Source organism: Microbacterium sp. LWO13-1.2 (genome assembly GCF_038397725.1).
Classification (GTDB): domain Bacteria; phylum Actinomycetota; class Actinomycetes; order Actinomycetales; family Microbacteriaceae; genus Microbacterium.
The window spans coordinates 2573352-2598432 of sequence record NZ_CP151634.1; the positions used below are offsets into that span (position 1 = coordinate 2573352).

At 65.2% G+C, this 25081-nt stretch carries 19 protein-coding genes and 3 rRNA genes; 21 read left to right on the forward strand and 1 reads right to left on the reverse strand.

Annotated elements, in window-relative coordinates; translation table 11 throughout:
* Positions 1 to 30 precede the first annotated feature (30 nt).
* Complete coding sequence (locus MRBLWO13_RS12165) at positions 31 to 1329, reverse strand: CoA transferase (RefSeq protein ID WP_341974261.1); 1299 nt, start codon at positions 1327 to 1329, stop codon at positions 31 to 33.
* 645 nt (positions 1330 to 1974) lie between these two features.
* Between MRBLWO13_RS12165 and MRBLWO13_RS12170 the strand changes: the two genes are divergently transcribed.
* The 21 genes from MRBLWO13_RS12170 to MRBLWO13_RS12270 all read left to right on the forward strand — a co-directional run bounded on the left by MRBLWO13_RS12170 (position 1975) and on the right by MRBLWO13_RS12270 (position 25047).
* Positions 1975 to 3497, forward strand: a 16S ribosomal RNA gene (locus MRBLWO13_RS12170).
* A 430-nt stretch (positions 3498 to 3927) separates the two neighbouring features.
* Positions 3928 to 7031, forward strand: a 23S ribosomal RNA gene (locus MRBLWO13_RS12175).
* Between the two features lie 107 nt (positions 7032 to 7138).
* Positions 7139 to 7255: ribosomal RNA gene (rrf, locus tag MRBLWO13_RS12180) — 5S ribosomal RNA — on the forward strand.
* Together the 16S, 23S and 5S rRNA genes form the textbook arrangement of a ribosomal RNA operon.
* Positions 7256 to 7479: 224 nt before the next feature.
* Complete coding sequence (locus MRBLWO13_RS12185; protein WP_341974262.1) at positions 7480 to 8295, forward strand: hypothetical protein; 816 nt, start codon at positions 7480 to 7482, stop codon at positions 8293 to 8295.
* A gap of 47 nt (positions 8296 to 8342) precedes the next feature.
* The gene (locus MRBLWO13_RS12190; protein ID WP_341974263.1) at positions 8343 to 9173 is read left to right on the forward strand and encodes a hypothetical protein; all 831 of its coding nucleotides are present in this window, start codon (positions 8343 to 8345) and stop codon (positions 9171 to 9173) included.
* On the forward strand, positions 9173 to 10210 hold the full coding sequence (locus MRBLWO13_RS12195) for an HAD-IIA family hydrolase (RefSeq protein WP_341974264.1): 1038 nt from the start codon (positions 9173 to 9175) through the stop codon (positions 10208 to 10210). Before MRBLWO13_RS12190 ends, MRBLWO13_RS12195 begins: the two co-directional genes overlap by 1 nt.
* Positions 10211 to 10276: 66 nt before the next feature.
* On the forward strand, positions 10277 to 10453 hold the full coding sequence (locus tag MRBLWO13_RS12200) for a hypothetical protein (RefSeq protein WP_341974265.1): 177 nt from the start codon (positions 10277 to 10279) through the stop codon (positions 10451 to 10453).
* On the forward strand, positions 10450 to 11247 hold the full coding sequence (locus tag MRBLWO13_RS12205; RefSeq protein WP_341974267.1) for a TlyA family RNA methyltransferase: 798 nt from the start codon (positions 10450 to 10452) through the stop codon (positions 11245 to 11247). Before MRBLWO13_RS12200 ends, MRBLWO13_RS12205 begins: the two co-directional genes overlap by 4 nt.
* The gene (locus MRBLWO13_RS12210) at positions 11244 to 12161 is read left to right on the forward strand and encodes an NAD kinase (protein WP_341974268.1); all 918 of its coding nucleotides are present in this window, start codon (positions 11244 to 11246) and stop codon (positions 12159 to 12161) included. The genes MRBLWO13_RS12205 and MRBLWO13_RS12210 overlap by 4 nt, the downstream gene beginning before the upstream one ends.
* Entirely contained in the window at positions 12161 to 13852 is a 1692-nt protein-coding gene (gene recN / locus MRBLWO13_RS12215) for a DNA repair protein RecN (protein ID WP_341974269.1), read from the forward strand. The genes MRBLWO13_RS12210 and recN overlap by 1 nt, the downstream gene beginning before the upstream one ends.
* 17 nt (positions 13853 to 13869) lie before the next feature.
* Positions 13870 to 15567, forward strand: coding sequence for a CTP synthase (locus MRBLWO13_RS12220; RefSeq protein ID WP_341978374.1), 1698 nt, complete (start codon positions 13870 to 13872; stop codon positions 15565 to 15567).
* Positions 15560 to 16129, forward strand: a complete 570-nt coding sequence (locus MRBLWO13_RS12225) for an NUDIX hydrolase (RefSeq protein WP_341974270.1) — start codon at positions 15560 to 15562, stop codon at positions 16127 to 16129. The genes MRBLWO13_RS12220 and MRBLWO13_RS12225 overlap by 8 nt, the downstream gene beginning before the upstream one ends.
* 2 nt (positions 16130 to 16131) lie before the next feature.
* On the forward strand, positions 16132 to 17034 hold the full coding sequence (gene xerD, locus MRBLWO13_RS12230) for a site-specific tyrosine recombinase XerD (RefSeq protein WP_341974271.1): 903 nt from the start codon (positions 16132 to 16134) through the stop codon (positions 17032 to 17034).
* 139 nt (positions 17035 to 17173) lie between these two features.
* Positions 17174 to 18184 (forward strand): hypothetical protein, encoded by a 1011-nt coding sequence (locus tag MRBLWO13_RS12235; protein ID WP_341974272.1) that lies wholly within the window; start codon positions 17174 to 17176, stop codon positions 18182 to 18184.
* Positions 18184 to 19779, forward strand: a complete 1596-nt coding sequence (locus MRBLWO13_RS12240) for a hypothetical protein (RefSeq protein WP_341974273.1) — start codon at positions 18184 to 18186, stop codon at positions 19777 to 19779. Before MRBLWO13_RS12235 ends, MRBLWO13_RS12240 begins: the two co-directional genes overlap by 1 nt.
* The gene (locus tag MRBLWO13_RS12245; protein WP_341974274.1) at positions 19776 to 20498 is read left to right on the forward strand and encodes an ABC transporter ATP-binding protein; all 723 of its coding nucleotides are present in this window, start codon (positions 19776 to 19778) and stop codon (positions 20496 to 20498) included. Before MRBLWO13_RS12240 ends, MRBLWO13_RS12245 begins: the two co-directional genes overlap by 4 nt.
* Before the next feature lie 44 nt (positions 20499 to 20542).
* Positions 20543 to 21823, forward strand: coding sequence for an ABC transporter permease (locus MRBLWO13_RS12250; RefSeq protein WP_341978376.1), 1281 nt, complete (start codon positions 20543 to 20545; stop codon positions 21821 to 21823).
* Positions 21824 to 21980: 157 nt separating this feature from the next.
* On the forward strand, positions 21981 to 22814 hold the full coding sequence (locus MRBLWO13_RS12255; RefSeq protein WP_341978378.1) for a ParA family protein: 834 nt from the start codon (positions 21981 to 21983) through the stop codon (positions 22812 to 22814).
* Positions 22798 to 23628 (forward strand): ScpA family protein, encoded by an 831-nt coding sequence (locus MRBLWO13_RS12260; protein ID WP_341974275.1) that lies wholly within the window; start codon positions 22798 to 22800, stop codon positions 23626 to 23628. The genes MRBLWO13_RS12255 and MRBLWO13_RS12260 overlap by 17 nt, the downstream gene beginning before the upstream one ends.
* 4 nt (positions 23629 to 23632) lie before the next feature.
* The gene (gene scpB / locus MRBLWO13_RS12265) at positions 23633 to 24223 is read left to right on the forward strand and encodes an SMC-Scp complex subunit ScpB (protein ID WP_341978380.1); all 591 of its coding nucleotides are present in this window, start codon (positions 23633 to 23635) and stop codon (positions 24221 to 24223) included.
* On the forward strand, positions 24220 to 25047 hold the full coding sequence (locus MRBLWO13_RS12270) for a pseudouridine synthase (protein WP_341974276.1): 828 nt from the start codon (positions 24220 to 24222) through the stop codon (positions 25045 to 25047). Before scpB ends, MRBLWO13_RS12270 begins: the two co-directional genes overlap by 4 nt.
* Positions 25048 to 25081 lie beyond the last annotated feature (34 nt).

Below are 25081 nucleotides of genomic sequence, written 5' to 3' on the forward strand. Positions count from 1 at the left end.
CGCTTTGCAGGGTCCGGCGGTTCGCGATGCTCACCAGCGGGGCTGGTCACCCGACCAGGGGCGTGGAGCCTCGAACTCGAACCAGGGGAGCACCGGCCGGGTCGTGAGGATCTGTCGACCGGCGACGGTGAACCTCGCCGCGTGGGCGGTCGTGTCGATGTCGGCATCCGATCCGGGCTCCTGGCGGCGCGGCATCCCGAGCAGCTCAGCGGCGATACGGCGGAGCGAGGTGCTCGCCCGCCAGCTGCCCCCGTGCAGGCGGCGGCGCTCGAGCAGGATCATCGCGGACGCGGCGAGCAGATAGCCGGCACTGTGATCCAGGGCCTGGGCGGGGAGTGCGCCTGGCCGCCCGGCATCGGCGGACTCGATGACCGCGATTCCGGACTCGGCCTGCACGAGGCTGTCGAAGCCGCGCCGCGCCGGCTGCTCCGCTCCCCATGCGCTCAGATCCAGGACGATGGTCCCCGGATGCTCCGCGGCCAGGGCATCCGGAGCGAGACCGAGGCGGGCGAGCGCGCTCGGGTGATAGCCGAGGACGACGACATCGGCTCCGGAAAGCAGTTCGCGGAATCTGTCGGAGCGCGCATCCAGCAGGGCTGAGCGCTTGCCGTGACCGGTGTCGAGGTGCTGCCATTCCGGTTCGGGGAGGTGCGGCGGGTCGATCCGCAGCACGTCGGCCCCGAGCAGCGCGAAAGTGCGGGTGCACACCGGCCCGGCGATCACACGGGTGAGGTCGAGCACGCGCACGCCCTCTAGCGGTCGGTCGCCGGGGGAGTGCCGGAGGACGCGTGCCGGTGCGCCCTCGGTGTGCTGAATCTCGACGATCGGATGCTCGCGCAGTGCGGCATCGAACTGCGGACGCTCATCGGCCACTTCGACGGCGAGTCCACCCGCGCCGGAGATGCGGGTGCACGCCTCCCGCGATCCGATGCTCGCAAGGGCGGCGGAGATATCCCGAGACACGGCGGTATCTGTCAGCTGAAGCGCTGCGCGCATGGCGGCGGCGTGGTGCGGGTAGTTGCCGTGCGTACGGATCCAGCCATCGGATGTCACCCAGAAGCCCGAGTACGGCGACCACACCGATGGAGCGGCGCCGTCGATGCGCAGCATTCGGTCGCTGCGGTACGACAGTGCGATCCGCACCGGGTCCAGCGCCGTGAGGTCGGCAGCCGCGCGTCCGGAGGCCAGCGCCGCCGCGGCGACGCTGGCCCACGCGAGGTCTCCGGTCGAGAGTCGGGAGGGGAGCGGAACGACAGGTGGCGCCGGGAGGTCGATGAGACGCCCGGGATCCCCGCCGAGCTCACGCCAGAAACGGGTGAGAACGCGCACGCCCGCATTCATGAAGCGGCACGGGCGTGGCGATGCTGAGACATGGTGAGATGCTACTCCGAGCCCCGCGCTGGGCCGAAATACCGGCTGACCCGGGAGAATCCGCCACGGGCCGTCCACGACACGCCCGGGAGGGGTGCCCCGATTTGCCAGATCCCCGGGATCCGCGTAACTTATTACTTGTTCGCCCCACAGGGAAGCGGAGAGGCCGAGAGCTTCACCCCCCTCAAGCGGAGAACCACCTCCCGATCCACTCTCTTGAGAGTTCAGGCGCTTGCGTCTAGGATGGGAGATTCCACCTCTTCTGCAGCTTGTTTCGGCTGCGCAGCGGATCTCAGATCTGCTCAGCGCGTCGATTTGACAAGCGGGAGGAAGTGGGTAAGATAGAGAAGTTGCCCTTCGGGCCTGGTCGTGATGGCTGGGTCGTGGGAGCATCCGATCCTTGAGAACTCAACAGCGTGCACTTGTCAAATGCCAAATTATCCTCGTCCAAGCCTTTTGGTTTGGTTGAGAATTCCTTTGGATCAAAGACCAATCCCCTTTGTTGGGGGTTGGCATTCGGATGAAGTCAGCAATGAATTTGTCTCTTTGGTCGGTATCAAACTCGCTGCGTCACCGTTTTCCCGGTGGGGTATGCAATTTCTTTTTATGGAGAGTTTGATCCTGGCTCAGGATGAACGCTGGCGGCGTGCTTAACACATGCAAGTCGAACGGTGAAGCCCAGCTTGCTGGGTGGATCAGTGGCGAACGGGTGAGTAACACGTGAGCAACCTGCCCCTGACTCTGGGATAAGCGCTGGAAACGGCGTCTAATACTGGATACGAGACGTGACCGCATGGTCAACGTTTGGAAAGATTTTTCGGTTGGGGATGGGCTCGCGGCCTATCAGCTTGTTGGTGAGGTAATGGCTCACCAAGGCGTCGACGGGTAGCCGGCCTGAGAGGGTGACCGGCCACACTGGGACTGAGACACGGCCCAGACTCCTACGGGAGGCAGCAGTGGGGAATATTGCACAATGGGCGGAAGCCTGATGCAGCAACGCCGCGTGAGGGATGACGGCCTTCGGGTTGTAAACCTCTTTTAGCAGGGAAGAAGCGAAAGTGACGGTACCTGCAGAAAAAGCGCCGGCTAACTACGTGCCAGCAGCCGCGGTAATACGTAGGGCGCAAGCGTTATCCGGAATTATTGGGCGTAAAGAGCTCGTAGGCGGTTTGTCGCGTCTGCTGTGAAATCTGGGGGCTCAACCCCCAGCCTGCAGTGGGTACGGGCAGACTAGAGTGCGGTAGGGGAGATTGGAATTCCTGGTGTAGCGGTGGAATGCGCAGATATCAGGAGGAACACCGATGGCGAAGGCAGATCTCTGGGCCGTAACTGACGCTGAGGAGCGAAAGGGTGGGGAGCAAACAGGCTTAGATACCCTGGTAGTCCACCCCGTAAACGTTGGGAACTAGTTGTGGGGTCCATTCCACGGATTCCGTGACGCAGCTAACGCATTAAGTTCCCCGCCTGGGGAGTACGGCCGCAAGGCTAAAACTCAAAGGAATTGACGGGGACCCGCACAAGCGGCGGAGCATGCGGATTAATTCGATGCAACGCGAAGAACCTTACCAAGGCTTGACATATACGAGAACGGGCCAGAAATGGTCAACTCTTTGGACACTCGTAAACAGGTGGTGCATGGTTGTCGTCAGCTCGTGTCGTGAGATGTTGGGTTAAGTCCCGCAACGAGCGCAACCCTCGTTCTATGTTGCCAGCACGTAATGGTGGGAACTCATGGGATACTGCCGGGGTCAACTCGGAGGAAGGTGGGGATGACGTCAAATCATCATGCCCCTTATGTCTTGGGCTTCACGCATGCTACAATGGCCGGTACAAAGGGCTGCAATACCGCGAGGTGGAGCGAATCCCAAAAAGCCGGTCCCAGTTCGGATTGAGGTCTGCAACTCGACCTCATGAAGTCGGAGTCGCTAGTAATCGCAGATCAGCAACGCTGCGGTGAATACGTTCCCGGGTCTTGTACACACCGCCCGTCAAGTCATGAAAGTCGGTAACACCTGAAGCCGGTGGCCTAACCCTTGTGGAGGGAGCCGTCGAAGGTGGGATCGGTAATTAGGACTAAGTCGTAACAAGGTAGCCGTACCGGAAGGTGCGGCTGGATCACCTCCTTTCTAAGGAGCAACTGGCAGCTTTGCTGTCCAGACCCCAGATCGGGCCCGTTCGTGGTTCGCTGGGAGCTCATGGGTGGAACATTTGACATGGTGCGATCGATGAGAGTTTCTTCTAGTACACCGCTTGCGGTTGGAACGGGGAGGGTTTCGGATGTCGTGCCTGCACGCTGTTGGGTCCTGAGGGACCGGATGAGCTTTGACCTTTCGGGGTTGTGAGCGCAGTCGGTTACTCTGGGCCTCTTTCTGTTTCCCCCGGTTTTGTGGGGTTGTGGATTGGGGCACCGCCCGTACTTTGAGAACTACACAGTGGACGCGAGCATCTTGCAATGCACTCTTTGAGTGTGTTGCACAAGATGATCTTAAAGATCATTAGTCAATTTCAGATCCAGTTTTAGTGACTGGGTCGAGTTTTTGATTCAAACTCATGTGATTTCAAGTCTTTAAGAGCAAACGGTGGATGCCTTGGCATCTGGAGCCGAAGAAGGACGTAGCAATCTGCGATAAGCCTCGGGGAACTGATAAGCAAGTTTTGATCCGAGGGTGTCCGAATGGGGAAACCCCGCTGGGCGGCGTGCCGACCTAGTGACTCCCGCCTGAATATATAGGGCGGGTAGAGGGAACGTGGGGAAGTGAAACATCTCAGTACCCACAGGAAGAGAAAGCAACCGCGATTCCGTTAGTAGTGGCGAGCGAAACCGGAACAGGCTAAACCTAGCGTGTGTGATAGCCGGCAGGTGTTGCACGTTGGGGGTTGTGGGACTTTTCAGTCATTTCTGCCGAGATGGCGGCGTTACAAGAAGGTATAGACGAACGGTCTTGAAAGGCCGGTCATAGAGGGTGCCAACCCCGTAGTCGAAATGCCTCTCTTGGCGCGAAGAGTATCCCAAGTAGCACGGGGCCCGAGAAATCCCGTGTGAATCTGTCAGGACCACCTGATAAGCCTAAATACTCCCAGATGACCGATAGCGGACAAGTACCGTGAGGGAAAGGTGAAAAGTACCCCGGGAGGGGAGTGAAATAGTACCTGAAACCGTTTGCTTACAAACCGTTGGAGCCTCCTTAGTAGGGGTGACAGCGTGCCTTTTGAAGAATGAGCCTGCGAGTTAGCGATATGTGGCGAGGTTAACCCGTGTGGGGTAGCCGTAGCGAAAGCGAGTCTGAATAGGGCGATTCAGTCGCATGTCCTAGACCCGAAGCGAAGTGATCTATCCATGGCCAGGTTGAAGCGACGGTAAGACGTCGTGGAGGACCGAACCCACTTAGGTTGAAAACTGAGGGGATGAGCTGTGGATAGGGGTGAAAGGCCAATCAAACTTCGTGATAGCTGGTTCTCTCCGAAATGCATTTAGGTGCAGCGTTGCGTGTTTCTTGCCGGAGGTAGAGCTACTGGATGGCCGATGGGCCCTACAAGGTTACTGACGTCAGCCAAACTCCGAATGCCGGTAAGTGAGAGCGCAGCAGTGAGACTGTGGGGGATAAGCTTCATAGTCGAGAGGGAAACAACCCAGACCACCAACTAAGGTCCCAAAGCGCGTGCTAAGTGGGAAAGGATGTGGAGTTGCTGTGACAACCAGGAGGTTGGCTTAGAAGCAGCCACCCTTGAAAGAGTGCGTAATAGCTCACTGGTCAAGTGATTCCGCGCCGACAATGTAACGGGGCTCAAGCACGCCACCGAAGTTGTGGCATTGACATTATTGGTAGGCCTTCGTGGTCCAGCCGTGTTGATGGGTAGGAGAGCGTCGTGTGGCCAGCGAAGCGGCGGTGTGAACCAGCCGTGGAGGCTACACGAGTGAGAATGCAGGCATGAGTAGCGAATGACGTGTGAGAAACACGTCCTCCGAAAGACCAAGGGTTCCAGGGTCAAGCTAATCTTCCCTGGGTAAGTCGGGACCTAAGGCGAGGCCGACAGGCGTAGTCGATGGACAACGGGTTGATATTCCCGTACCGGCGAAGAACCGCCCAAGCTAATCCAGTAGTGCTAAGTGTCTGAATCCCAGTGACTGATCCCTTCGGGGTGACGCTCTGGGCCTAGCGCACGACCCCATTCTGGTGCGGTTAGCGTATTAACAGGTGTGACGCAGGAAGGTAGTCCAGCCGGGCGATGGTAGTCCTGGTGCAAGTGCGTAGGCCGAGTCGTAGGCAAATCCGCGACTCACATAGGCTGAGACACGATGCGGATAAAAAGTGGATGATCCTATGCTGCCAAGAAAAGCATCGACGCGAGGTTCAAGCCGCCCGTACCCCAAACCGACTCAGGTGGTCAGGTAGAGAATACCAAGGAGATCGAGAGAATCGTGGTTAAGGAACTCGGCAAAATGCCCCCGTAACTTCGGGAGAAGGGGGGCCTTCGGCGTATAGGGATTTACTCCCAAAAGCGTTTGGAGGCCGCAGAGACTAGTGGGTAGCGACTGTTTACTAAAAACACAGGTCCGTGCTAAGTCGCAAGACGATGTATACGGACTGACGCCTGCCCGGTGCTGGAAGGTTAAGAGGACCGGTTAGCCGCAAGGCGAAGCTGAGAATTTAAGCCCCAGTAAACGGCGGTGGTAACTATAACCATCCTAAGGTAGCGAAATTCCTTGTCGGGTAAGTTCCGACCTGCACGAATGGCGTAACGACTTCCCAACTGTCTCAACCGCGAACTCGGCGAAATTGCATTACGAGTAAAGATGCTCGTTACGCGCAGCAGGACGGAAAGACCCCGTGACCTTTACTACAGCTTGGTATTGGTGTTCGGTGTGGCTTGTGTAGGATAGGTGGGAGACTTTGAAGCGTGGACGCTAGTTCATGTGGAGTCATTGTTGAAATACCACTCTGGTCACTCTGGATATCTAACTTCGAACCGTAATCCGGTTCAGGGACAGTGCCTGGTGGGTAGTTTAACTGGGGCGGTTGCCTCCCAAAAAGTAACGGAGGCGCCCAAAGGTTCCCTCAACCTGGTTGGTAATCAGGTGTCGAGTGTAAGTGCACAAGGGAGCTTGACTGTGAGACTGACAGGTCGAGCAGGGACGAAAGTCGGGACTAGTGATCCGGCAGTGGCTTGTGGAAGCGCTGTCGCTCAACGGATAAAAGGTACCTCGGGGATAACAGGCTGATCTTGCCCAAGAGTCCATATCGACGGCATGGTTTGGCACCTCGATGTCGGCTCGTCGCATCCTGGGGCTGGAGTAGGTCCCAAGGGTTGGGCTGTTCGCCCATTAAAGCGGTACGCGAGCTGGGTTTAGAACGTCGTGAGACAGTTCGGTCCCTATCCGCTGCGCGCGTAGGAAATTTGAGAGGATCTGACCCTAGTACGAGAGGACCGGGTTGGACGAACCTCTGGTGTGTCAGTTGTTCCGCCAGGAGCACCGCTGATTAGCTACGTTCGGGATGGATAACCGCTGAAAGCATCTAAGCGGGAAGCCGGCCTCAAGATGAGATTTCCATACCTTCGGGTGAGAGGCTCCCAGCCAGACTACTGGGTTGATAGGCCAGATGTGGAAGCACGGTAACGTGTGCAGCTGACTGGTACTAATAAGCCGATGACTTGATAACACACCCGTTTGTTGGTGCTACGCGTCCACTGAGTGGTTCTCGATGTACGGTCGAGAACCACATAACAATGACTTTGTTATGTGTTTTGATTGAAACATCAATAGTGTTTCGGCGGCCATAGCGTGAGGGAAACGCCCGGTTACATTCCGAACCCGGAAGCTAAGCCTCACAGCGCCGATGGTACTGCAGGGGGGACCCTGTGGGAGAGTAGGACACCGCCGGACTTCTTTTAAGCAAATGGCCACCCATCGTTGGGTGGCCATTTCGCGTTAACAACACAAAAACGACACAGGGAGAATCATGCCGGAAGAAGGAGAGCGCCGTCCGCGTCGCAACGACGACAACGGATCGCGCGGAGACCGCACTTCTGGTGGTCGTTCCGGCAGCGCTCGTGACGGGGGCGCTCCACGGCGCGACGGTGATCAGCGTCGTTCGGACGCTCCGCGTCGTGACAGTGCTCCGCGTCGTGACGGTGACAAACGTCCTTCTGGCGCTGGTGGCCGCGATGGTGCTCCGCGTCGCGAGGGCGGATACAGTCAGGGCGCTCCGCGTCGTGACAGTGGGTCCCGCTCCGATGGTGCTCCGCGTCGTGAAGGTGGGTTCCGTCGAGACGGTGACAACCGCGGCGATCGTGCGCCCCGCCGTGATGACGGGCCGCGTCGTGATGGTGGCGCTCGTTCTGATGGCGCTCCGCGCCGTGAGGGCGGATACCGCTCCGACGGTCCGCGTCGCGACGGTGGCCCTCGTTCCGATGGCGCCCCGCGTCGCGAGGGTGGCTACCGCTCAGACGGGCCGCGTCGTGATGGCGGCGCTCGCTCCGATGGTGCTCCGCGTCGCGAGGGTGGCTACCGCTCAGACGGGCCGCGCCGTGATGGTGGTCCTCGTTCCGATGGCGCTCCGCGTCGCGAGGGCGGTTACCGTTCCGATGCTCCGCGCCGCGATGGTGGACCTCGTTCCGATGGCGCTCCGCGTCGCGAGGGCGGATACCGCTCAGACGGGCCACGCCGTGAAGGCGGTCCTCGTTCCGATGGTGGTCCGCGCCGTGAAGGTGGTTACCGTTCGGATGCCCCGCGTCGCGATGGCGACAACCGTGGCGATCGTGGACCACGTCGCGATGATGACCGTCGTTCCTTCCCGCAGCGTGGGGGAGGCGGCCGCACGCGTCCACTGCAGGCAGCTGATGAGCGTCCGCGTTCGAACGACCCGGAGATCCCTGAAGAGGTCACCGCTCGTGACCTGCACCCTTCTGCTCGGAACGAACTGAAGACGCTCAGCAAGGAGAACGCCGATCAGGTCGCGCGCCATCTGGTGATGGCTTCGCAGCTCATCGACGAAGACCCGGCACTTGCGCACGCCCATGCTCTGGCGGCATCCCGTCGCGCCGGGCGCATCGCGATCGTCCGCGAAACGCTCGGGATCACTGCGTACGCGACAGAGGACTTCGCTCTCGCGCTTCGGGAACTGCGTACCTACCGCCGGATCTCCGGCAAGGACGATCAGATCGCGCTGATGGTCGACAGCGAGCGTGGTATCGGCCGCCCGGACCGTGCTCTCGAGACCGGTCGCGCAGTTGATCGCTCCGCGCTGGAGACTCCGGTGCGTGTCGCGCTGGCCATCGCGATGTCCGGCGCTCGACTCGATCAGGGCGAACTCGAGCTGGCGCTCGGTGAACTCGAGATTCCGGAGTTGGACCCCGATCGTGCGTTCGAGTGGAGTCCCGCGCTGTTCTCCGCACGCGCTGCCGTGCTCGAGGATCTCGGACGCGCCGACGAGGCTGCGTTCTGGGCGACGCGTGCCGATGTGGCCGCGGCGGCGCTCGGCATCGACGAAGAAGGCGACGAGGAGATCATCGTGGAGGACGGCCTCATCGAGGGCGATTTCATCGATGACGAGCTCCCCGCGGATGCCGCAGTCGAAGAGACTCCCGCTGAAGACGCGGCCGCCGAGGAAGCATCAGGCGAGGAATCCTCGATCGCAGAGGCTTCGGTGCCGGATGCCGACGAGGACGACGCTTCCGTCGTTGACGCGGAGCCCACGGTCGAGGACGAGGTTCGTGAGCTCCTCGGCGAATCCGACGAGGACGACTCCGAAGACGAGGGTGACGGCCAGCAGGGATCCGAGGCGCCGGAGCAGGACGCGTAGTGGCGCTGTTCTCCAAGAAGCGCCCCACGCGCACGCCCTTGGACGGCGTCGACACGGTCCTGGCGGATCTAGACGGAGTCGTCTACGCGGGTGCAGGCGCCCTTCCGTACGCCGTCTCGAGCCTCAACAAGGCGGCGGAGACCGCGCGCATCGGTTACATCACCAATAACGCTTCGCGGACCGACGCGTCCGTCGCAGCGCACCTGACGAGCCTGGGGCTCGCTGTTGCGCCGTCGGATGTCGTGACCAGCCCGCAAGCGGCGATGCGCCTGCTGACGAAGCTCGTACCGCCACCGGCCACGATCCTGGTGGTCGGAGGCGACGGGCTCGTCGATGAGGCGCAGAAGGCCGGCTATCGAGTCACTCGCAGCGCCGAGGACAGCCCTGCGGCCGTCGTGCAGGGCTTCGCCCCGCAGGTGGCATGGACAGACCTGGCCGAGGCCGCGTTCGCACTGAAGCTCCCGGAGGAAGAAGGCGGCATCCCCTGGATCGCCACCAACACCGACTGGACGATTCCTCAGGAGCGCGGCGTCGCCCCGGGCAACGGCACCCTGGTGTCGGCGGTGCACACCGCGATCGGACGACTCGCGACCGTTGCGGGCAAGCCAGAGGTGCCGATCTTCGAGGAGGCGACCGCGCGTTTCGGTGCGCAGAAGTCGATGTTCATCGGCGACCGCCTCGACACCGATATCCTCGGCGCTTCGCGGGCGGGAATCGACTCCGCGCTGGTGCTCACCGGCATCGATCGGCCCAAGCACGTGCTTGCCGCTCCGGCGGAATCGCGGCCGACCTTCATCCTCAGCGACCTGCGGGAGCTGCACCAGCCCTACCCGCAGACGGTGGAGAAGGATGGCGTCTTCCATGTGAACGACGCCGCGGTGCGCGTGTCCGGCGCCGACGTCGAGATCGTCGCCGAGGGGACGTCGCAGATCGACCTGCTCCGCGCCGGCGCTGCAGCCATCTGGGCATCAGGTACCGCGGTGTTCGTGCTGCGAGTACCGGAGCGGCTCTACGCCGACCCGTTCCACCGCCCCTGAATCGGCATCCGCCCTGGTACGCCGTGGCATCGCTCGCTGTCCGCCCCTCCGCGTACAGTAGAAGCTGTGAGCGAAGATTCGACGAGCACGCCGACCGATGGTCTGTGGAGCCGTCTGCGCCTGATCGAAGGGCAGCCGCTCCCGGCTCGGGCTGAGGCCTACTCCGCGCTGCACGACGAACTCTCCCGCCGGCTCGAGGGTGGCGCGAAGCTCGAGCAGCGGGACACCACAGGATCCCGATGACGCGTCTCGACGTCGCCCTCGCAGCCCGAGGCCTCGCCCGTTCACGCAACCATGCGGCCGCGCTCATAACGGACGGCCTGGTCAGCGTCGACGGCCGACCGGTCATCAAGGCGTCCACGCCCGTGCACGACGGTGCCGAGCTCGCAGTCGCCGGCACCGATCATTACGTCGGACGCGCTGCGCACAAGCTCATCGCGGCGATCGATGGTTTCGGCATCGCGGTCGACGGCCGCCTGGCCCTCGATATGGGCGCATCGACCGGTGGGTTCACTCAGGTGCTGCGCGAGCGCGGCGCCCGGCGCGTGCTCGCTGTCGACGTCGGCCACGGTCAGCTCGCTCCCTCGATCGCTGCGGACCCCGGGGTCACACCGGTCGAGGGGTACAACGTCCGCTACATGACGCCGGAGAATCTCGCGGAGGTGACCGGTGAGGACACCCCGCCCGACCTCATCGTCGGCGACCTCTCCTTCATCTCCCTCGAGCTCGTGCTGCCCGCGGTCGCGAAGGTCGCCGCGCCCACCGCAGACGTGATGCTCCTGATCAAGCCTCAGTTCGAAGTCGGACGCACGGCCGTCCGCGGCGGACTCGTCACAGACCCGGCAACCCGAGCGGATGCCGTGGCACGCACCGTCTGGAGCGCCTGGGATGTCGGACTCAGGATGCTCGGCATCCTGCCGTCGCCCATCCTCGGGACGCACGGCAACGCGGAGTATCTCGTGCACCTTGCACCGGAGCGCGGATCCGATCCGTCAGAATGGACCGAGACGATCAACGCACTGGCGGGGGCACGATGAACGAGCGCTACATCCTGGTCGTCGCCCATGCCGGTCGTGAGGACACCGTCCTGGCGGCCCGACGCGTGGTCGAGGCGCTCCGCGATGCCGGAGCGCGACCCGTTCTGTCTGCCGATGACCGCGCCGAACTCGCTGCGGTCGATGCGGGCTTCGCCGACGTGGACGTGCTCGGCGGCACCGTCGCGCAGTCCGCTCTCGAACTCGCCGTCGTCCTCGGCGGCGACGGCACGATCCTGCGGGCCGCGGAGCTGGTTCGAGGCTGCGGAGCGCCCGTGCTCGGGATCAACATGGGGCATGTCGGATTCCTCGCGGAGATCGAACGCGACGACATGGACGACGCCATGCGGCGCGTCATCGCCCGCGACTACGACGTCGAGGAGCGGATGGCTTTGTCCGTGCGGGTGAAGGACGCCGCCGGTGCCGTGATCTATGAGACCTGGGCGCTCAACGAGGCGACGGTCGAGAAGGCCAGCCGGGAGCGCATGATCGAAGTGGTGCTCGAGATCGACGGCCGCCCGCTGTCCACGTTCGGCTGCGACGGGATGGTCGTGTCCACGCCGACCGGTTCGACCGCCTACAACTTCTCCGGCGGCGGACCGGTGATCTGGCCGAGCGTCGAGGCGATCGCCGTGGTGCCGCTGTCCGCGCACGCGCTCTTCGCGCGGCCGCTCGTCGTCAGCCCGGATGCCGCCGTCGCCATCGAGATGCTGGAGCGCACCGACGGCTCCGGCATCCTCTGGTGCGACGGCCGGCGCTCGCACGACCTGCCGCCGGGTGCACGGGTCGTGGTGCGACGCTCTTCACGCCCGGTGCGACTCGCACGTCTGCATCCCTCTGCCTTCACCGATCGACTGGTGCGCAAGTTCCAGTTGCCGGTCGACGGCTGGCGCGGCCAGAGCGCGGGAACCGCCTGATGATCGAGGAGATGCGGATGCAGGGGCTCGGCGTCATCGCCGATGCGGTGCTGCCTCTCGGGCCGGGGTTCACCGCGATCACCGGCGAGACCGGTGCGGGCAAGACGATGGTCGTGACGGGACTCGGGCTGCTGCTCGGCCAGCGCGCCGACTCCGGCGCCGTGCGCGCCGGCACAGGGCAGGCATCGGTCGCCGGCGTCTGGATCGTGCCATCCGCAGGCGACATCGCCGACATCGTCGCCGATGCCGGCGGCGACCTCGAACCGGCAGGAGACGGGCTCGCCGAGCTCTACGTCTCCCGTACCCTCAGCGCCGAAGGGCGCAGCAGGGCGAGCGTCGGGGGCCGTGCCGCGCCGGCTGGAGTGCTCTCCGCACTCGCCGAGGAACTCGTCGTCGTGCACGGTCAGTCCGATCAGTTGCGGCTGCGCTCCTCCGTGGAGCAGCGCGATGCGCTCGACCGTTTCGGGGGAGCGCTGATCAGCACCTGCCTCGACGCGTACACGGCATCCTTCACGCGGTGGCGCGAACTCGATGCGGAGATCACGGAGATCACGGAGAACCGCGATCGACGCGCCGAGGAGGCCGGCAGGCTCAGGGAGGCTCTCGCGCTGATCGAGGCCACCGCTCCTGAAACGGGGGAGGACACCGCGCTCGCGGAGCGGGCAGAGCGACTGGCGAACGCGGAGGAGCTGCGGCTCGCCGCGGCGCTCGCCCGGGGCTCGCTGTCGAGTGACGAAGGCGATGCCGATGCCTCAGCGCTCGTCGCCGAGGCGCGGCGCGCACTGGAGCGTGCGACTGACTCGAAGCTCGCGGAGATCGCCGAAAGCCTCGCCGACGTCGGATACCGGATCGCCGATCTGGCAGGCCAGCTGTCGGCCTACCTCGCCGATCTCGACGAGTCCGGTCCGCACGAGCTGGCCGCCGTCGAGGAGCGCCGCGCTGCGCTCACGACGCTGATCCGTGCGCACGGCTCGCTCGACGAGGCTCTCGCACTCTGGGAGACCGGATCCGCGCGACTGGCCGAACTCGACGACGACGGCGAACGAATCGAACGGTTGGAGGCGGAGCGCGCCGCGGCACGAACCGTGCTCGACGAGGCGGCAGCACAGCTGACGGCGGCACGAACCGACGCCGCCACGCGACTGGGCGCAGCCGTCACCGACGAATTGCACGCGCTGGCGATGCCGGATGCACGCCTCGAGGTTTCCGTCGCCGTCGGTGCGGAGAGCGCGCACGGCCGTGACGACGTGTCGATCCTGCTGGCTCCGCACCCCGGTGCCGAGCCGCGCGCCGTCTCCAAGGGCGCTTCCGGCGGCGAACTGTCCCGCGTGATGCTCGCGATCGAAGTCGTCATCGCCGGTACCGATCCGGTGCCGACGTTCGTCTTCGACGAGGTCGATGCGGGCATCGGCGGTGCCGCGGCGATCGAGGTCGGCCGGCGACTCGCCCGGCTCGCGGAATCTTCCCAGGTCATCGTCGTCACGCATCTGGCGCAGGTCGCAGCCTTCGCCTCGAACCACCTCTCGGTCGTCAAGGCCAGCGACGGCGCGGTCACGGCCTCCAGCGTGCGACGGCTGGAGGGCGCGGAGCGGGAAGCCGAGATGGCGCGACTGCTGTCGGGACTGACGGATTCGGACGCCGCGCTCACACACGCCAGAGAACTTCTCAGCCTCCGCGGCCTTGTTGCCTGATAGGATCGAAGCCCGTGATGAACTCTTCTGCCGCGGGCCCCAAGAACGACACGACCAAGCACATTTTTGTGACAGGTGGTGTCGTTTCGTCTTTGGGTAAGGGGCTCACCGCAGCAAGCCTGGGCAACCTCCTGACCGCACGCGGACTCCGCGTGGTCATGCAGAAGCTCGACCCGTATCTGAACGTGGACCCTGGCACCATGAACCCGTTCCAGCACGGTGAGGTCTTCGTCACCGACGACGGTGCCGAGACCGATCTCGACATCGGGCACTACGAGCGCTTCCTCGACATCAACCTCTCGCAGGCGGCGAACGTCACCACGGGGCAGATCTACTCGCAGGTCATCGCCAGGGAGCGCCGCGGCGAGTACCTCGGTGACACGGTGCAGGTCATCCCGCACATCACCGATGAGATCAAGCGCCGGATGCGCCTGCAGGCTTCTGAAGAGCCGCGCCCGGACGTCATCATCACCGAGGTCGGCGGCACGGTCGGCGACATCGAATCGCAGCCCTTCCTGGAGTCCGCCCGTCAGTTGCGCCACGAGCTCGGCCGCGACAGCGTGTTCTTCGTGCACGTCTCGCTGGTGCCGTTCATGGGGGCATCGGGGGAGCAGAAGACCAAGCCGACTCAGCACTCCGTGGCTGCCCTCCGTCAGGTCGGTATCCAGCCGGACGCTCTGGTGCTGCGCAGCGATCGGCCGGTGAGCGAGAGCAACCGCAACAAGATCGCCCTGATGTGCGACGTCGACGTCGAAGGCGTCATCAACACGGTCGACCTGCCGAGCATCTATGACATCCCGTCGACGCTCAACGATCAGGGTCTCGACTCCTACATCGTGCGCCGCCTGGGTCTCGACCAGAAGGCGGCGGGCGAGGTCGATTGGACCCGCTGGAGCAAGGTGCTGCACGCTGTGCACAACCCGAAGCACGAGGTCACGATCGGTCTCGTCGGCAAGTACATCGATCTGCCTGACGCCTACTTGTCGGTGACCGAGGCGCTCAAGGCCGGCGGTTTCGCGCAGGAGACCAAGGTCAACATCCGCTGGATCCCGTCCGATCTGTGCGAGACGCCAGAGGGGGCCCAGGCGCAACTGTCCGAGCTCGACGGCATCTGCGTGCCGGGCGGCTTCGGTATCCGTGGCATCGAGGGCAAGCTCGGCGCACTGAAGTTCGCGCGCGAGCAGGGCATCCCCACACTCGGCCTCTGCCTCGGCCTCCAGTGCATGGTCATCGAGTACGCCCGTGACGTCGCCGGCATCGCCGGTGCCTCGTCCACCGAGTTCGATCCGGAGACGTCGGAGCCGGTCATCGCGACCATGGCCGAACAGGTCGAGATCCTCGACGGCGGAGACCTCGGCGGCACCATGCGCCTCGGCCTCTATCAGGCGGATCTCGCCGAGGGCTCGCTGGCGCGGGAACTCTACGACGCACCGCAGGCCTCCGAGCGTCACCGTCACCGCTACGAAGTGAACAACGCCTACCGGGACCGCCTCTCCGCGGCCGGTCTGGTCTTCTCCGGACTCAACCCCGAACTCGACCTGGTCGAGTACGTGGAACTGCCGCGCGACGTGCACCCGTACTACATCGCCACCCAGGCGCACCCGGAACTGCGGTCGCGTCCGACTGCTCCGCACCCGTTGTTCCGCGGGCTGGTCGGCGCGGCGATCGAACGGCACCGCTCCAGCGAACTGTTCGATGTCAGCGAAGATGACTGACCTGCGCGACGAGCCCTTCTCGCCGGAGATCGTCGCCAGCGAGAAGGTCTACCAGGGCGCGGTGTGGGATGTCCGCTCCGATCGGTTCCGCTACGGCGACGGCGAGATCGTGCGCCAGTACGTGGACCACACCGGTGCCGTCGCGGTCGTGGCGGTGGATGACGAAGGGCGGGTGCTGCTGATCCAGCAGTACCGGCATCCGATCCGCCACCGCGATTGGGAGCTGCCGGCCGGCCTCCTCGATATCGAGGGGGAGGAGCCTCTTCTCGCCGCTCAGCGCGAGCTCGCGGAGGAGGCCGATGTGACGGCAGCGCACTGGGAGCCGTTGGTGTCGACATACACGACGCCGGGCGGGAACAACGAGATCATCCATCTGTTCCTCGCCACTGGAATCTCCCGGGCGGCCACCGCTCATGATCGCACCGACGAGGAGGCCGACATCCGCGTCGAGTGGGTGCCGCTGAGCGAGGCCGTGGATGCTGTGCTCGACGGACGGATGCGCAACGCGATCCTGTCGATCGGGGTGCTCGCGGCAGAGCGGCGCGGGGTCGGCGGGGCGTAGCCGTGCTGCTCGATCGGGCGCTGGATGCCTACCTGCGGCACATCACGATCGAACGCGGGCTGAGCGCCCATACGGTCGCCGCGTATCGGCGTGATCTGGACGGGTACCGGAACTGGCTCGTCGAGAACGGCATCGAGGAGACGGTCGACGTGTCCCCGGCGGTCGTCGGTCGATTCATCGCCGAGCGTTCTGCAGCGGACCCGCCGCCCGCTGCCACCAGCCTCGCCCGTCTGCAGTCGTCGGTCCGCGGATGGCACCGTTTCCTCGCACGCGAGGGTATCGAGGCGGATGACCCGAGTGGCCGCCTGCGGCCCCCGAAGGCGCCGCAGCGGCTGCCGAAGGCGCTGACCATCGACCAGGTGGAGCGCCTGCTCGCCGCGCCTTCAGCGGAGGAGCCCCTCGGCATCCGCGATCGTGCGCTCCTGGAACTGCTGTACGCCACCGGGGCACGCGTGTCCGAAGCGGTGGGGCTCGATGTCGACGATCTGGCCCACGGCGACGTTCTGCGTCTGCGCGGAAAGGGATCAAAGGAGCGCATCGTCCCGCTGGGCTCATACGCGCGCATCGCCGTCGATGCCTACCTCACCCGTGTGCGCCCTGGGCTCGCGGCGAAGGGGCGCGCATCGGCACGGCTCTTCCTCGGCGCGCGGGGGGCACCTCTGTCCCGGCAGAGCGCGTGGCTCGTGATCCGCGCGGCCGCCGAAGGTGCGCAGATCACCGCGGAGGTCTCGCCGCACACCCTCCGCCATTCGTTCGCGACCCACCTGCTCCAGGGCGGTGCCGACGTGCGCGTCGTCCAGGAGCTGCTCGGTCACGCCTCTGTCGCGACCACGCAGATCTACACGCACGTGTCGGTCGACACCCTGCGCGACATCTACACCACGTCTCATCCGCGAGCCCGCTGATCGTCCTTTAGCATCCTCCGTTCCGAAAAGATGTGAATGTCCTGAAGTCCCCCGAAAGGGGGACGCGGGGTGCGGGCGACTCTGTCTATCCTGAGCGGAGTCGTCCGACGTCTGCCGGACCCACGAAGGAGTTTCCCCCATGAGATCCCCCGGTTCCCTCGCGCTCGTCGCGACCACCGCTCTCGTTTTCGCTCTCGCCGGCTGCGCGGGCGGGCCCGGCGCTGACAAGCTCGACTACGAGGATTCGCCGCTGAACAAGTACCTCTCCGCGGCATGGGGTGGCGATCTGTCTCCCGAGGAGCAGCAGAAGCAGTTCGAGGAGCAGAACCGCAAGCAGGAAGAAGCCATGGCGGAGTGCATGGCTGAGGAAGGCTTCGAGTACAAGCCGAACACCCAGAACAACGGCACGGTGTTCTCCGATGACGGAGGCGAGTGGGACCCTGAGTCGCGCGAATGGGTCGAGAAGTACGGCTACGGCATGGTGAACAGCCCATGGAACGAGCAGATGGAGGAGAACCCGCCCGAGGAGACGGCCGACCCGAATGCGGACTACGTCGCCTCCCTCAGCGAGTCGGAGCAGACCGCCTACTACGAAACGCTCTACGGCGCTCCCCCCGAGGAGGAGATCGCCGAGGGCGCCACCTACGAGTACAAGTGGGAGGACGCCGGCTGCCAGGGCCGGGCGCAGCACGAGGTGCAGGGCGAGGACCCGTGGCAGTCGGACGAGTTCACCGAGCTTCGCGAGAAGATGGACAAGCTGTGGTCGGGCACGCAGGAGTCGCCCGAGTTCAAGGAGCTCAACGCGGCATGGGCGGCGTGCATGGCCGACGCCGGTGAGCCCGGGTTCAAGGCGCAGTCCGATGCGTCGATGTCGATCTCCGACGAACAGCAGAAGATCTACGAGGCCGCGTACGGCGACGGCAGCACACCTGTGGACCCCGAGACCGTCGAGGACCCGAGCAAGAGCCCCGAGATGAAGAAGCTCGGCGAGCGTGAGGTCGAGCTGGCGCTGAAGGACTTGGAGTGCCGCAAGGAGACGTCGTACCTGGAGAAGTCGCTGAAGATCCAGTTCGCCCAGGAGGAGAAGTTCATCGCCGACAACAAGGCAGACCTCGAGGCGTTCAAGGCGGCGGCCGAGCAGAGCAACTGATGCGAGAAGACGAGACCCCCACGACGGCGTTCCCGCTCGATATCGAAGCCGACCTCGAAGCCGAGATCAACGGCGAGACCGACGGCGATGCGGATGACGCGTCCGCCGACGCCGACACCTCGAAGGTCAGCGGCTGGGGCCGTGTACTGCGCGGAAACCGCACGCTGTGGATCGTGGCGGCGTGCGCTGTCGTCAGCCTTGTCGCCGGCCTCCTGATCGGGCACTTCCTGATCTCTCCGGCTGAGGCGAACGGGGATACCCCTGAGCCAGGGCTGGTGACGGTTCCGGTCGAGTTCGGATCGCTGAGCAACGACGTGACGCTGCGCGCGGACGTCGGCTACGCGGATGCCGTCGAGGTGACGATCGACACGACCGGAACGGAAGGGCGGGCCGTCGTGACCGGGCAGGTTCCTGCCGTCGGCGCGACCTTCACCCCGCTCTCCATCGCGCTGGAGGTGGCGGGTCGCCCTGTCATCGTGCTGCCAGGAGAGCTGCCGGCGTACCGCACTCTGCGCGTCGGCGTGTCCGGCCCGGATGTCCTGCAGCTCAAGCAGGCACTCGTCGCGGTCGGGATCAACCCGGGCGATGTCGGCTCGGACCTGTTCGACGGGGCGACAGCCGATGCCGTGGGGCAGCTCTACACTCAAGCCGGCTATCCGGCGCCGTCGTCCGGCGAGGATGCGACCGCGGGAGTGCGATCCGCAGAGGAGAACGTGCGCAGTGCGAACGACAGCGTCAGTCAGGCCCAGGCCGCGCTGGACGCTGCGGGTTCTGGCCCCAGCAAGGTGGAGGCGTGGCAGGCCGATGTGAAGGTCGCTCAGGCCGAGCAGGCCCTCGCCGATGCCAAGGCCAAGGGCGAGGGAGTCCAGCAGGCCGAGTGGGACCTGCAGACCGCCAAACTCGAGCGCGATCAGCTCTGGGCGGCGAAGAACACCGGCGCGGAGCGCGCGATGCTGGACTCGGCATACGCGCAGGTCGAGGCGGCCAACCAGGCGTTGGAGACGGCGCGCCAGAGCGTGCTTCCGTTCCTGCCGTCGAGCGAGGTGCTCTATCTCACGGAGCTCCCGCGACGAGTGGATGCGGTCAACGTCAAGCGCGGCGACACGGTGAGCGGGTCGTCGATGACGGTGTCCGGTGCCACGGTTCGGCTGACCGGCGCAGCGGCCGAGGCCGACGCTCGTCTGCTCAAGGTGGGAGCGGAAGGCACCTTCGAGTTGCCGGACGGCACAGAGCATCGTGCGGTGATCTCGGCGCTCAACGCCGGCAAGGACAGCAAGGCGCGCTGGGAAGTGCTCCTGGATCCGGATCCGCTGACAGCGGAGCAGATCCAGCAGCTCCAGGGGAGCAATGTGCGGGTCAAGATCGCCGTCGGGGCCACCGAAGGCGATGTTCTCTCCGTTCCGCTCGCCGCGCTCACGGCTGGACCCGGCGGCGAGTCACGGGTTGAGGTCGTCGAATCGGATCCGCGCAAGGGGGAGGACGCGGAGACCCGGATCGTCGTCGTCAAGACGGGACTCGCCGCCCGCGGCGCGGTGGAGATCACACCCACGGAGGGTGAGCTCGAAGAGGGCGAGCTCGTGGTGGTCGGGCGGTGAGCCAGCCTCTCGCCGACGTCATCCTCGATTCGCCGGACGAAGCGGTGGCGCCACCGCTGGTCGAACTCCGTGATGTGACGCGGTCCTTTCCCGGCCCACCCGAGGTGCAGGCGCTCAAGGGCGCGACGTTGTCGGCAGCCGCGGGCGACTACATCTCGATCGTCGGCCCCAGCGGCTCCGGCAAGTCGACGATGCTCAACATCCTCGGTCTTCTGGACCGCCCGAGCGTCGGCGAGTACCGGCTGGCGGGGTCGCTCACCGGCGATCTCTCGGACGACGAGCGGGCGGCCGCCCGGGCGCGCTTCATCGGTTTCGTCTTCCAGTCGTTCCATCTGCTTCCGCGGCGCACGGTCCTCGACAACGTGCTGATGCCGATGCTGTACAGCGGTGTTCCTCGTCGTGAGCGCGAGTCGCGAGCGCGGGAGGCCCTCACCCGAGTGGGGCTCGAGCATCGCATCGACTTCTATCCCGGGTCGCTCTCCGGAGGTGAGCGTCAGCGTGTCGCCGTCGCCAGGGCCGTGGTCAGCGGACCTCGACTGCTGCTCGCCGATGAGCCGACCGGGAACCTGGATCAGCGCACGTCCGGAGAGGTCATGTCGCTGTTCGAGGAGCTCAACGCGGACGGGCTCACTCTGATCGTCATCACGCACGACGATGCGGTGGCGCGACGTGCGCGCCGCTGTATCCGGATCGCCGACGGCAGATTGACCGAGCTGTGATCCGCTGGCCGTGGCGGCGTAAGAAGGCGGATGCCGAAGGCCCGATGGCGGAGCAGCCCGACGAGTCGGTGGGCGCCGCGCCGCTCGTTCCCGAGGTGAAGCATGCCGATCGCTTCACGTTCCAGGATCTCGTCACCGAGGCGACCGCAGATATCGGCTCACGCCCCGCACGGCTGGTGATGACGATCCTCGGAACCGTCCTCGGAATCGGATCCCTTGTGGCGACGATCGGCTTCGCGCAGACCGCGGCAGGGCAGATCGCGAGTCAATTCGACGGGGTGGCCGCCACCCAGGTACTGGTCACGCCGACCGAAGCGACCTCCGGTTCGAAGAACACGACCGTCGCCGCCGGTCGCCTCCCGTGGGACTCCGCGGATCGGGTGCAGCTGCTGGCGGGCGTGGAGTCCGCTGTTCTGCTCGGCGAAGTCACTCTGGCCGAGGATGAGACCATCACCGCTGTTCCGGTCAATGACCCGTCGGCTCCCGTCCCCGCGTCGCCCCGTCTCTTCGCATCGACAGGCGATCTGATCGGGACGGTCGACGGCAGGATCACAACAGGGCGCGCCTTCGATGAGGGGCACGATGAGCGGGCGGATCGCGTCGCTCTGCTCGGGGTGCGGGCGGCGGAACGGATGGGTATCAACCGGGTCGATTCGCAGCCTTCGGTGTTCATCGGGGGCGTCGCGTACGCCGTGATCGGCATCGTCGACGGCATGGAACGGCGCACCGACCTGCAGGATGCGGTGATCATCCCGATGGGCGCGGCGCGCGCGGACTTCGGGCTCGAGGCTCCGGCAGAGCTGAGCATCCATATCGCAGTGGGAGCCGGCCCGCAGGTCGCCGAGCAGTCCGTAATCGCGCTTCAGCCGGATGAGCCGGACACGCTCGAGGCGCGGGCTCCGTCCGGGGCGTCTGATCTCAGCCAGAGCGTCCAGGCCGACGTCAATGTCGTCTTCCTCATCCTCGGTGTGATCGCACTCCTCGCCGGGGGGTTGGGTATCGCCAACGTGACCCTCCTCTCCGTCATGGAGCGGATCGGCGAGATCGGACTGCGCCGCGCACTGGGTGCCACGAGGCGGCAGATCGGCTCGCAGTTCATGGTGGAGTCGATCGTCATCGGCTTCATCGGCGGGCTCATCGGAGCCGCGCTCGGTGTGATCGCCGTCATCGTCGTCGCCGTCGTACAGGGGTGGTCTCCGGTCACGGATCCTCTGGTCGCGATCGCCGGCGCTGTGCTCGGCGCAGTCGTCGGCTGGGCATCGGGCTGGTATCCGGCGCGAAGGGCTGCGCGAATCGAACCGGTCGCCGCTCTCCGCGGCGGATGACGTGTCGATGACGTCTCCCCGGCGTGCGCCGCGCGCCGGGGAGACGTCTCCAGTGCCCTGCCGTTAGAATCGAGCGAGCACGAGGGAAGCGGGAGAATCGGTGGCTGAGAAAGCGGCGAAGTCCAGGGCGAAGGCGAAACAGGCCGACGACACCCCCATGGGACCCACCGGACGCCCATATCACGGCTTCCCGACCCCCGAGCCGCTGGCCTCGCATGGCCCTGCTCGCATCATCGCGCTGTGCAATCAGAAGGGCGGCGTCGGCAAGACGACGACCTCGATCAACCTCGCAGCTGCCCTCGCCGAGTACGGACGCAAGGTTCTCGCCGTCGACTTCGACCCGCAGGGCGCGCTCTCGGCCGGTCTCGGCATCCAGACCCACGACGTGCCCACGATCTACGACCTGCTGCTCGACACGAAGCGTGACGCGCACGACGCCATCGTGCCGTCCGGCGTCGAAGGTCTTGATGTGATGCCGGCGAACATCGACCTCTCCGCTGCCGAGGTGCACCTCGTCAACGAGGTGGCGCGTGAGACGATCCTCGCCCGAGTCCTCCGCCAGGTGGCGGGGGAGTACGACGTCATCCTGATCGACTGCCAGCCCTCCCTCGGCCTGCTCACCGTGAACGCGCTCACCGCCGCGCACGGCGTGATCATTCCGTTGGAGTGCGAGTTCTTCGCGCTGCGCGGCGTTGCCCTGCTCATCGAGACGATCGACAAGGTGCGCGACCGGCTGAACCCGTCGATCACGATGGACGGCCTGCTCGCCACGATGTACGACCCGCGCACGCTGCACTCCCGCGAGGTGCTGGAGCGTGTCGTCGAGGCGTTCCAGGACGACGTTCTCGAGACCGTCATCGGCCGTACCGTGAAGTTCCCCGACGCGTCCGTCGTGGGTGTGCCGATCACCGAGTTCGCGCCGGAGCACGCCGCCGCACAGGCGTACCTGCGGCTGGCGCGGGAGCTGGTCGCCCGTGGCGCTGTCGCCTGAGACGGCTCCAGAGCCCACCGACGCCGTCCCCGATTCCGGGTTCCGCGTTTCCCTGTCGAACTTCGACGGACCTTTCGACCTCTTGCTGAATCTCATCTCCAAGCACGAGATGGACATCACCGAGGTGTCGCTGAGCGCGGTCACCAATGAGTTCATCGCCTACCTGCGCGAGCTGGGGCCGGACGAAGAACTCGATCAGGCATCGGAATTCCTCGTGGTCGCGGCGACTCTGCTCGATATGAAGGTCGTCGGCCTCCTCCCGCAGGGCGAGCTGGTCGACGCCGAGGCGGTCGCGCTGCTCGAGGCGCGCGACCTGCTGTTCGCCCGATTGCTGCAGTACCGGGCGTTCAAAGAGGTCTCGGCGTGGTTCGCGCGGTGTCTGCGGCGGGAGGACCGTCGGCATGTGCGCGCGGTGCGCCTCGACGAGAAGCATCGCAAGAAGACCCCCGAACTGGTGTGGTCGCTCACCCCCGATGACTTCGCCGCCCTCGCGCTCCTCGCCTTCGCACCGAAGGAGATTCCGCACGTCGGCCTCGATCATCTGCATGCGCCGCTGGTCAGCATCCGCGAACAGGCGGCGATCGTCGTGACCCTGCTGCGCGGTGCCGAGACCCTGTCGTTCCGCGAGCTCGTGGCGGGTGTGAGAGAGCCGGGCATCGTCGTCGCGCGCTTCATCTCGGTGCTCGAGCTCTATCGGCACGCGGCGCTGTCCTTCGAACAACTGGAACCGCTCGGCGAGCTGACGCTCCGCTGGGCAGCCGACTCCTGGTCGGACGAGACGCTGGCGACCCTGGGAGCCGATTATGACCGATGACGTGATGCAGAACGCGGAAACGGATGCCGCTGCTGTCGACACCCCGCTGACGGAGCGGATCGAAGCGATCCTGCTCATCATCGACGAGCCGATCGGCCTCGTCGCTCTGGCCGCCGCCGTCGGTTCGCCGGTGGCCGCCGTGCGACAGGCGATCGAGACCCTCGTCGACGACTACGACGGCAAGGGACACGGACCGCGACGCGGTTTCGAACTGCGCGAGGTGGGCGGCGGTTGGCGGCTCTATGTGCGCGAAGACCATGACGACCTGGTCGCCGAGTTCATCGGTGGACAGGCGCCCGCTCGGTTGTCGCAAGCGGCACTGGAGACCCTCGCGGTGATCGCCTACAAGCAGCCGGTGACCCGAGGTCAGGTCGCGTCGATCCGAGCGGTCAACGTGGACTCCGTCGTGCGCACGCTCCTCGCCCGCGGCCTCATCACCGAACTCTTCGCCGATTCCGAGACCGGCGCGATCAACTACGGCACGACGGATGCTCTTCTGCAGCACCTCGGCATCAACTCACTTGACGACCTGCCGCCGATCTCCCCGTTGCTCGACGACGGCGCAGACGGCTTCGATGAAGGGACCATCCGATGAACGAGGCTTCGACCGACTCGACGATCCAGCAGCCCGACGGCATCCGCCTGCAGAAGGTGCTCGCCGCCGCCGGTGTCGCCTCGCGACGCGTGGTGGAGGACTACATCGTCGAGGGTCGCATCCGTGTCAACGGCGAGGTCGTCACCGAGCTCGGCCGAAGGATCGACCCGGAGCACGACCTCGTCGACGTCGACGGCACGGCGGTTCAGCTCGATGTCTCCAAGCGCTACGTGATGCTCAACAAGCCCACGGGGGTCGTGAGCACGATGCGGGACGAGAACGGTCGGCCGGATCTCCGCCGCTTCACCGAGGACTACGAGGAGCGCCTCTACAACGTGGGGCGACTGGATGCCGAGACGAGCGGCCTGCTCATCCTCACCAACGACGGCGAACTCGCGCACGTGCTGGCGCACCCGTCGTTCGGCGTGACCAAGGTGTACATCGCGAAGGTCGAGGGTACTGTCACCGCGCAGATCATCGCGAAGCTGACGAAGGGCATCGAGCTGGAGGATGGCCCGATCGCGGCCGACAAGGCGCGACTCCTGGACGCATCGACCAACTCGGTGAGCGGAAAGCAGTCGAGTCTGGTGGAGCTCACGCTGCATTCCGGTCGCAACCGGATCGTCCGCCGGATGATGGCTGCGGTCGGCCACCCGGTGACCGAGCTGGTGCGGCGGCAGTTCGGCCCGCTGCACCTGGGAACGCTCCCTGCTGGGAAGACGCGCGAACTGACTAAAATCGAACTCGGTGCGCTGTTGACTCTCGCGCGCCAGAATTCCGGTGCCGCCGTGGCGCCAGGCGAGCAGCAGCAGGAGAACGAGTGACCGACACCACGGGTGTGCCTTCGGGGGAGCGATC

What these genes read in the sequence shown, in the direction of transcription:
- MRBLWO13_RS12240 (WP_341974273.1), top strand. Translation starts at nt 18,184, where the DNA reads ATGCGAGAAGACGAGACCCCCACGACGGCGTTCCCGCTCGATATCGAA.
- MRBLWO13_RS12235 (WP_341974272.1), top strand. Translation starts at nt 17,174, where the DNA reads ATGAGATCCCCCGGTTCCCTCGCGCTCGTCGCGACCACCGCTCTCGTT.
- scpB (WP_341978380.1), top strand. Translation starts at nt 23,633, where the DNA reads ATGCAGAACGCGGAAACGGATGCCGCTGCTGTCGACACCCCGCTGACG.
- MRBLWO13_RS12220 (WP_341978374.1), top strand. Translation starts at nt 13,870, where the DNA reads ATGAACTCTTCTGCCGCGGGCCCCAAGAACGACACGACCAAGCACATT.
- MRBLWO13_RS12210 (WP_341974268.1), top strand. Translation starts at nt 11,244, where the DNA reads ATGAACGAGCGCTACATCCTGGTCGTCGCCCATGCCGGTCGTGAGGAC.
- MRBLWO13_RS12225 (WP_341974270.1), top strand. Translation starts at nt 15,560, where the DNA reads ATGACTGACCTGCGCGACGAGCCCTTCTCGCCGGAGATCGTCGCCAGC.
- MRBLWO13_RS12205 (WP_341974267.1), top strand. Translation starts at nt 10,450, where the DNA reads ATGACGCGTCTCGACGTCGCCCTCGCAGCCCGAGGCCTCGCCCGTTCA.
- MRBLWO13_RS12250 (WP_341978376.1), top strand. Translation starts at nt 20,543, where the DNA reads ATGGCGGAGCAGCCCGACGAGTCGGTGGGCGCCGCGCCGCTCGTTCCC.
- MRBLWO13_RS12190 (WP_341974263.1), top strand. Translation starts at nt 8,343, where the DNA reads ATGGCTTCGCAGCTCATCGACGAAGACCCGGCACTTGCGCACGCCCAT.
- recN (WP_341974269.1), top strand. Translation starts at nt 12,161, where the DNA reads ATGATCGAGGAGATGCGGATGCAGGGGCTCGGCGTCATCGCCGATGCG.
- MRBLWO13_RS12270 (WP_341974276.1), top strand. Translation starts at nt 24,220, where the DNA reads ATGAACGAGGCTTCGACCGACTCGACGATCCAGCAGCCCGACGGCATC.
- MRBLWO13_RS12255 (WP_341978378.1), top strand. Translation starts at nt 21,981, where the DNA reads ATGGGACCCACCGGACGCCCATATCACGGCTTCCCGACCCCCGAGCCG.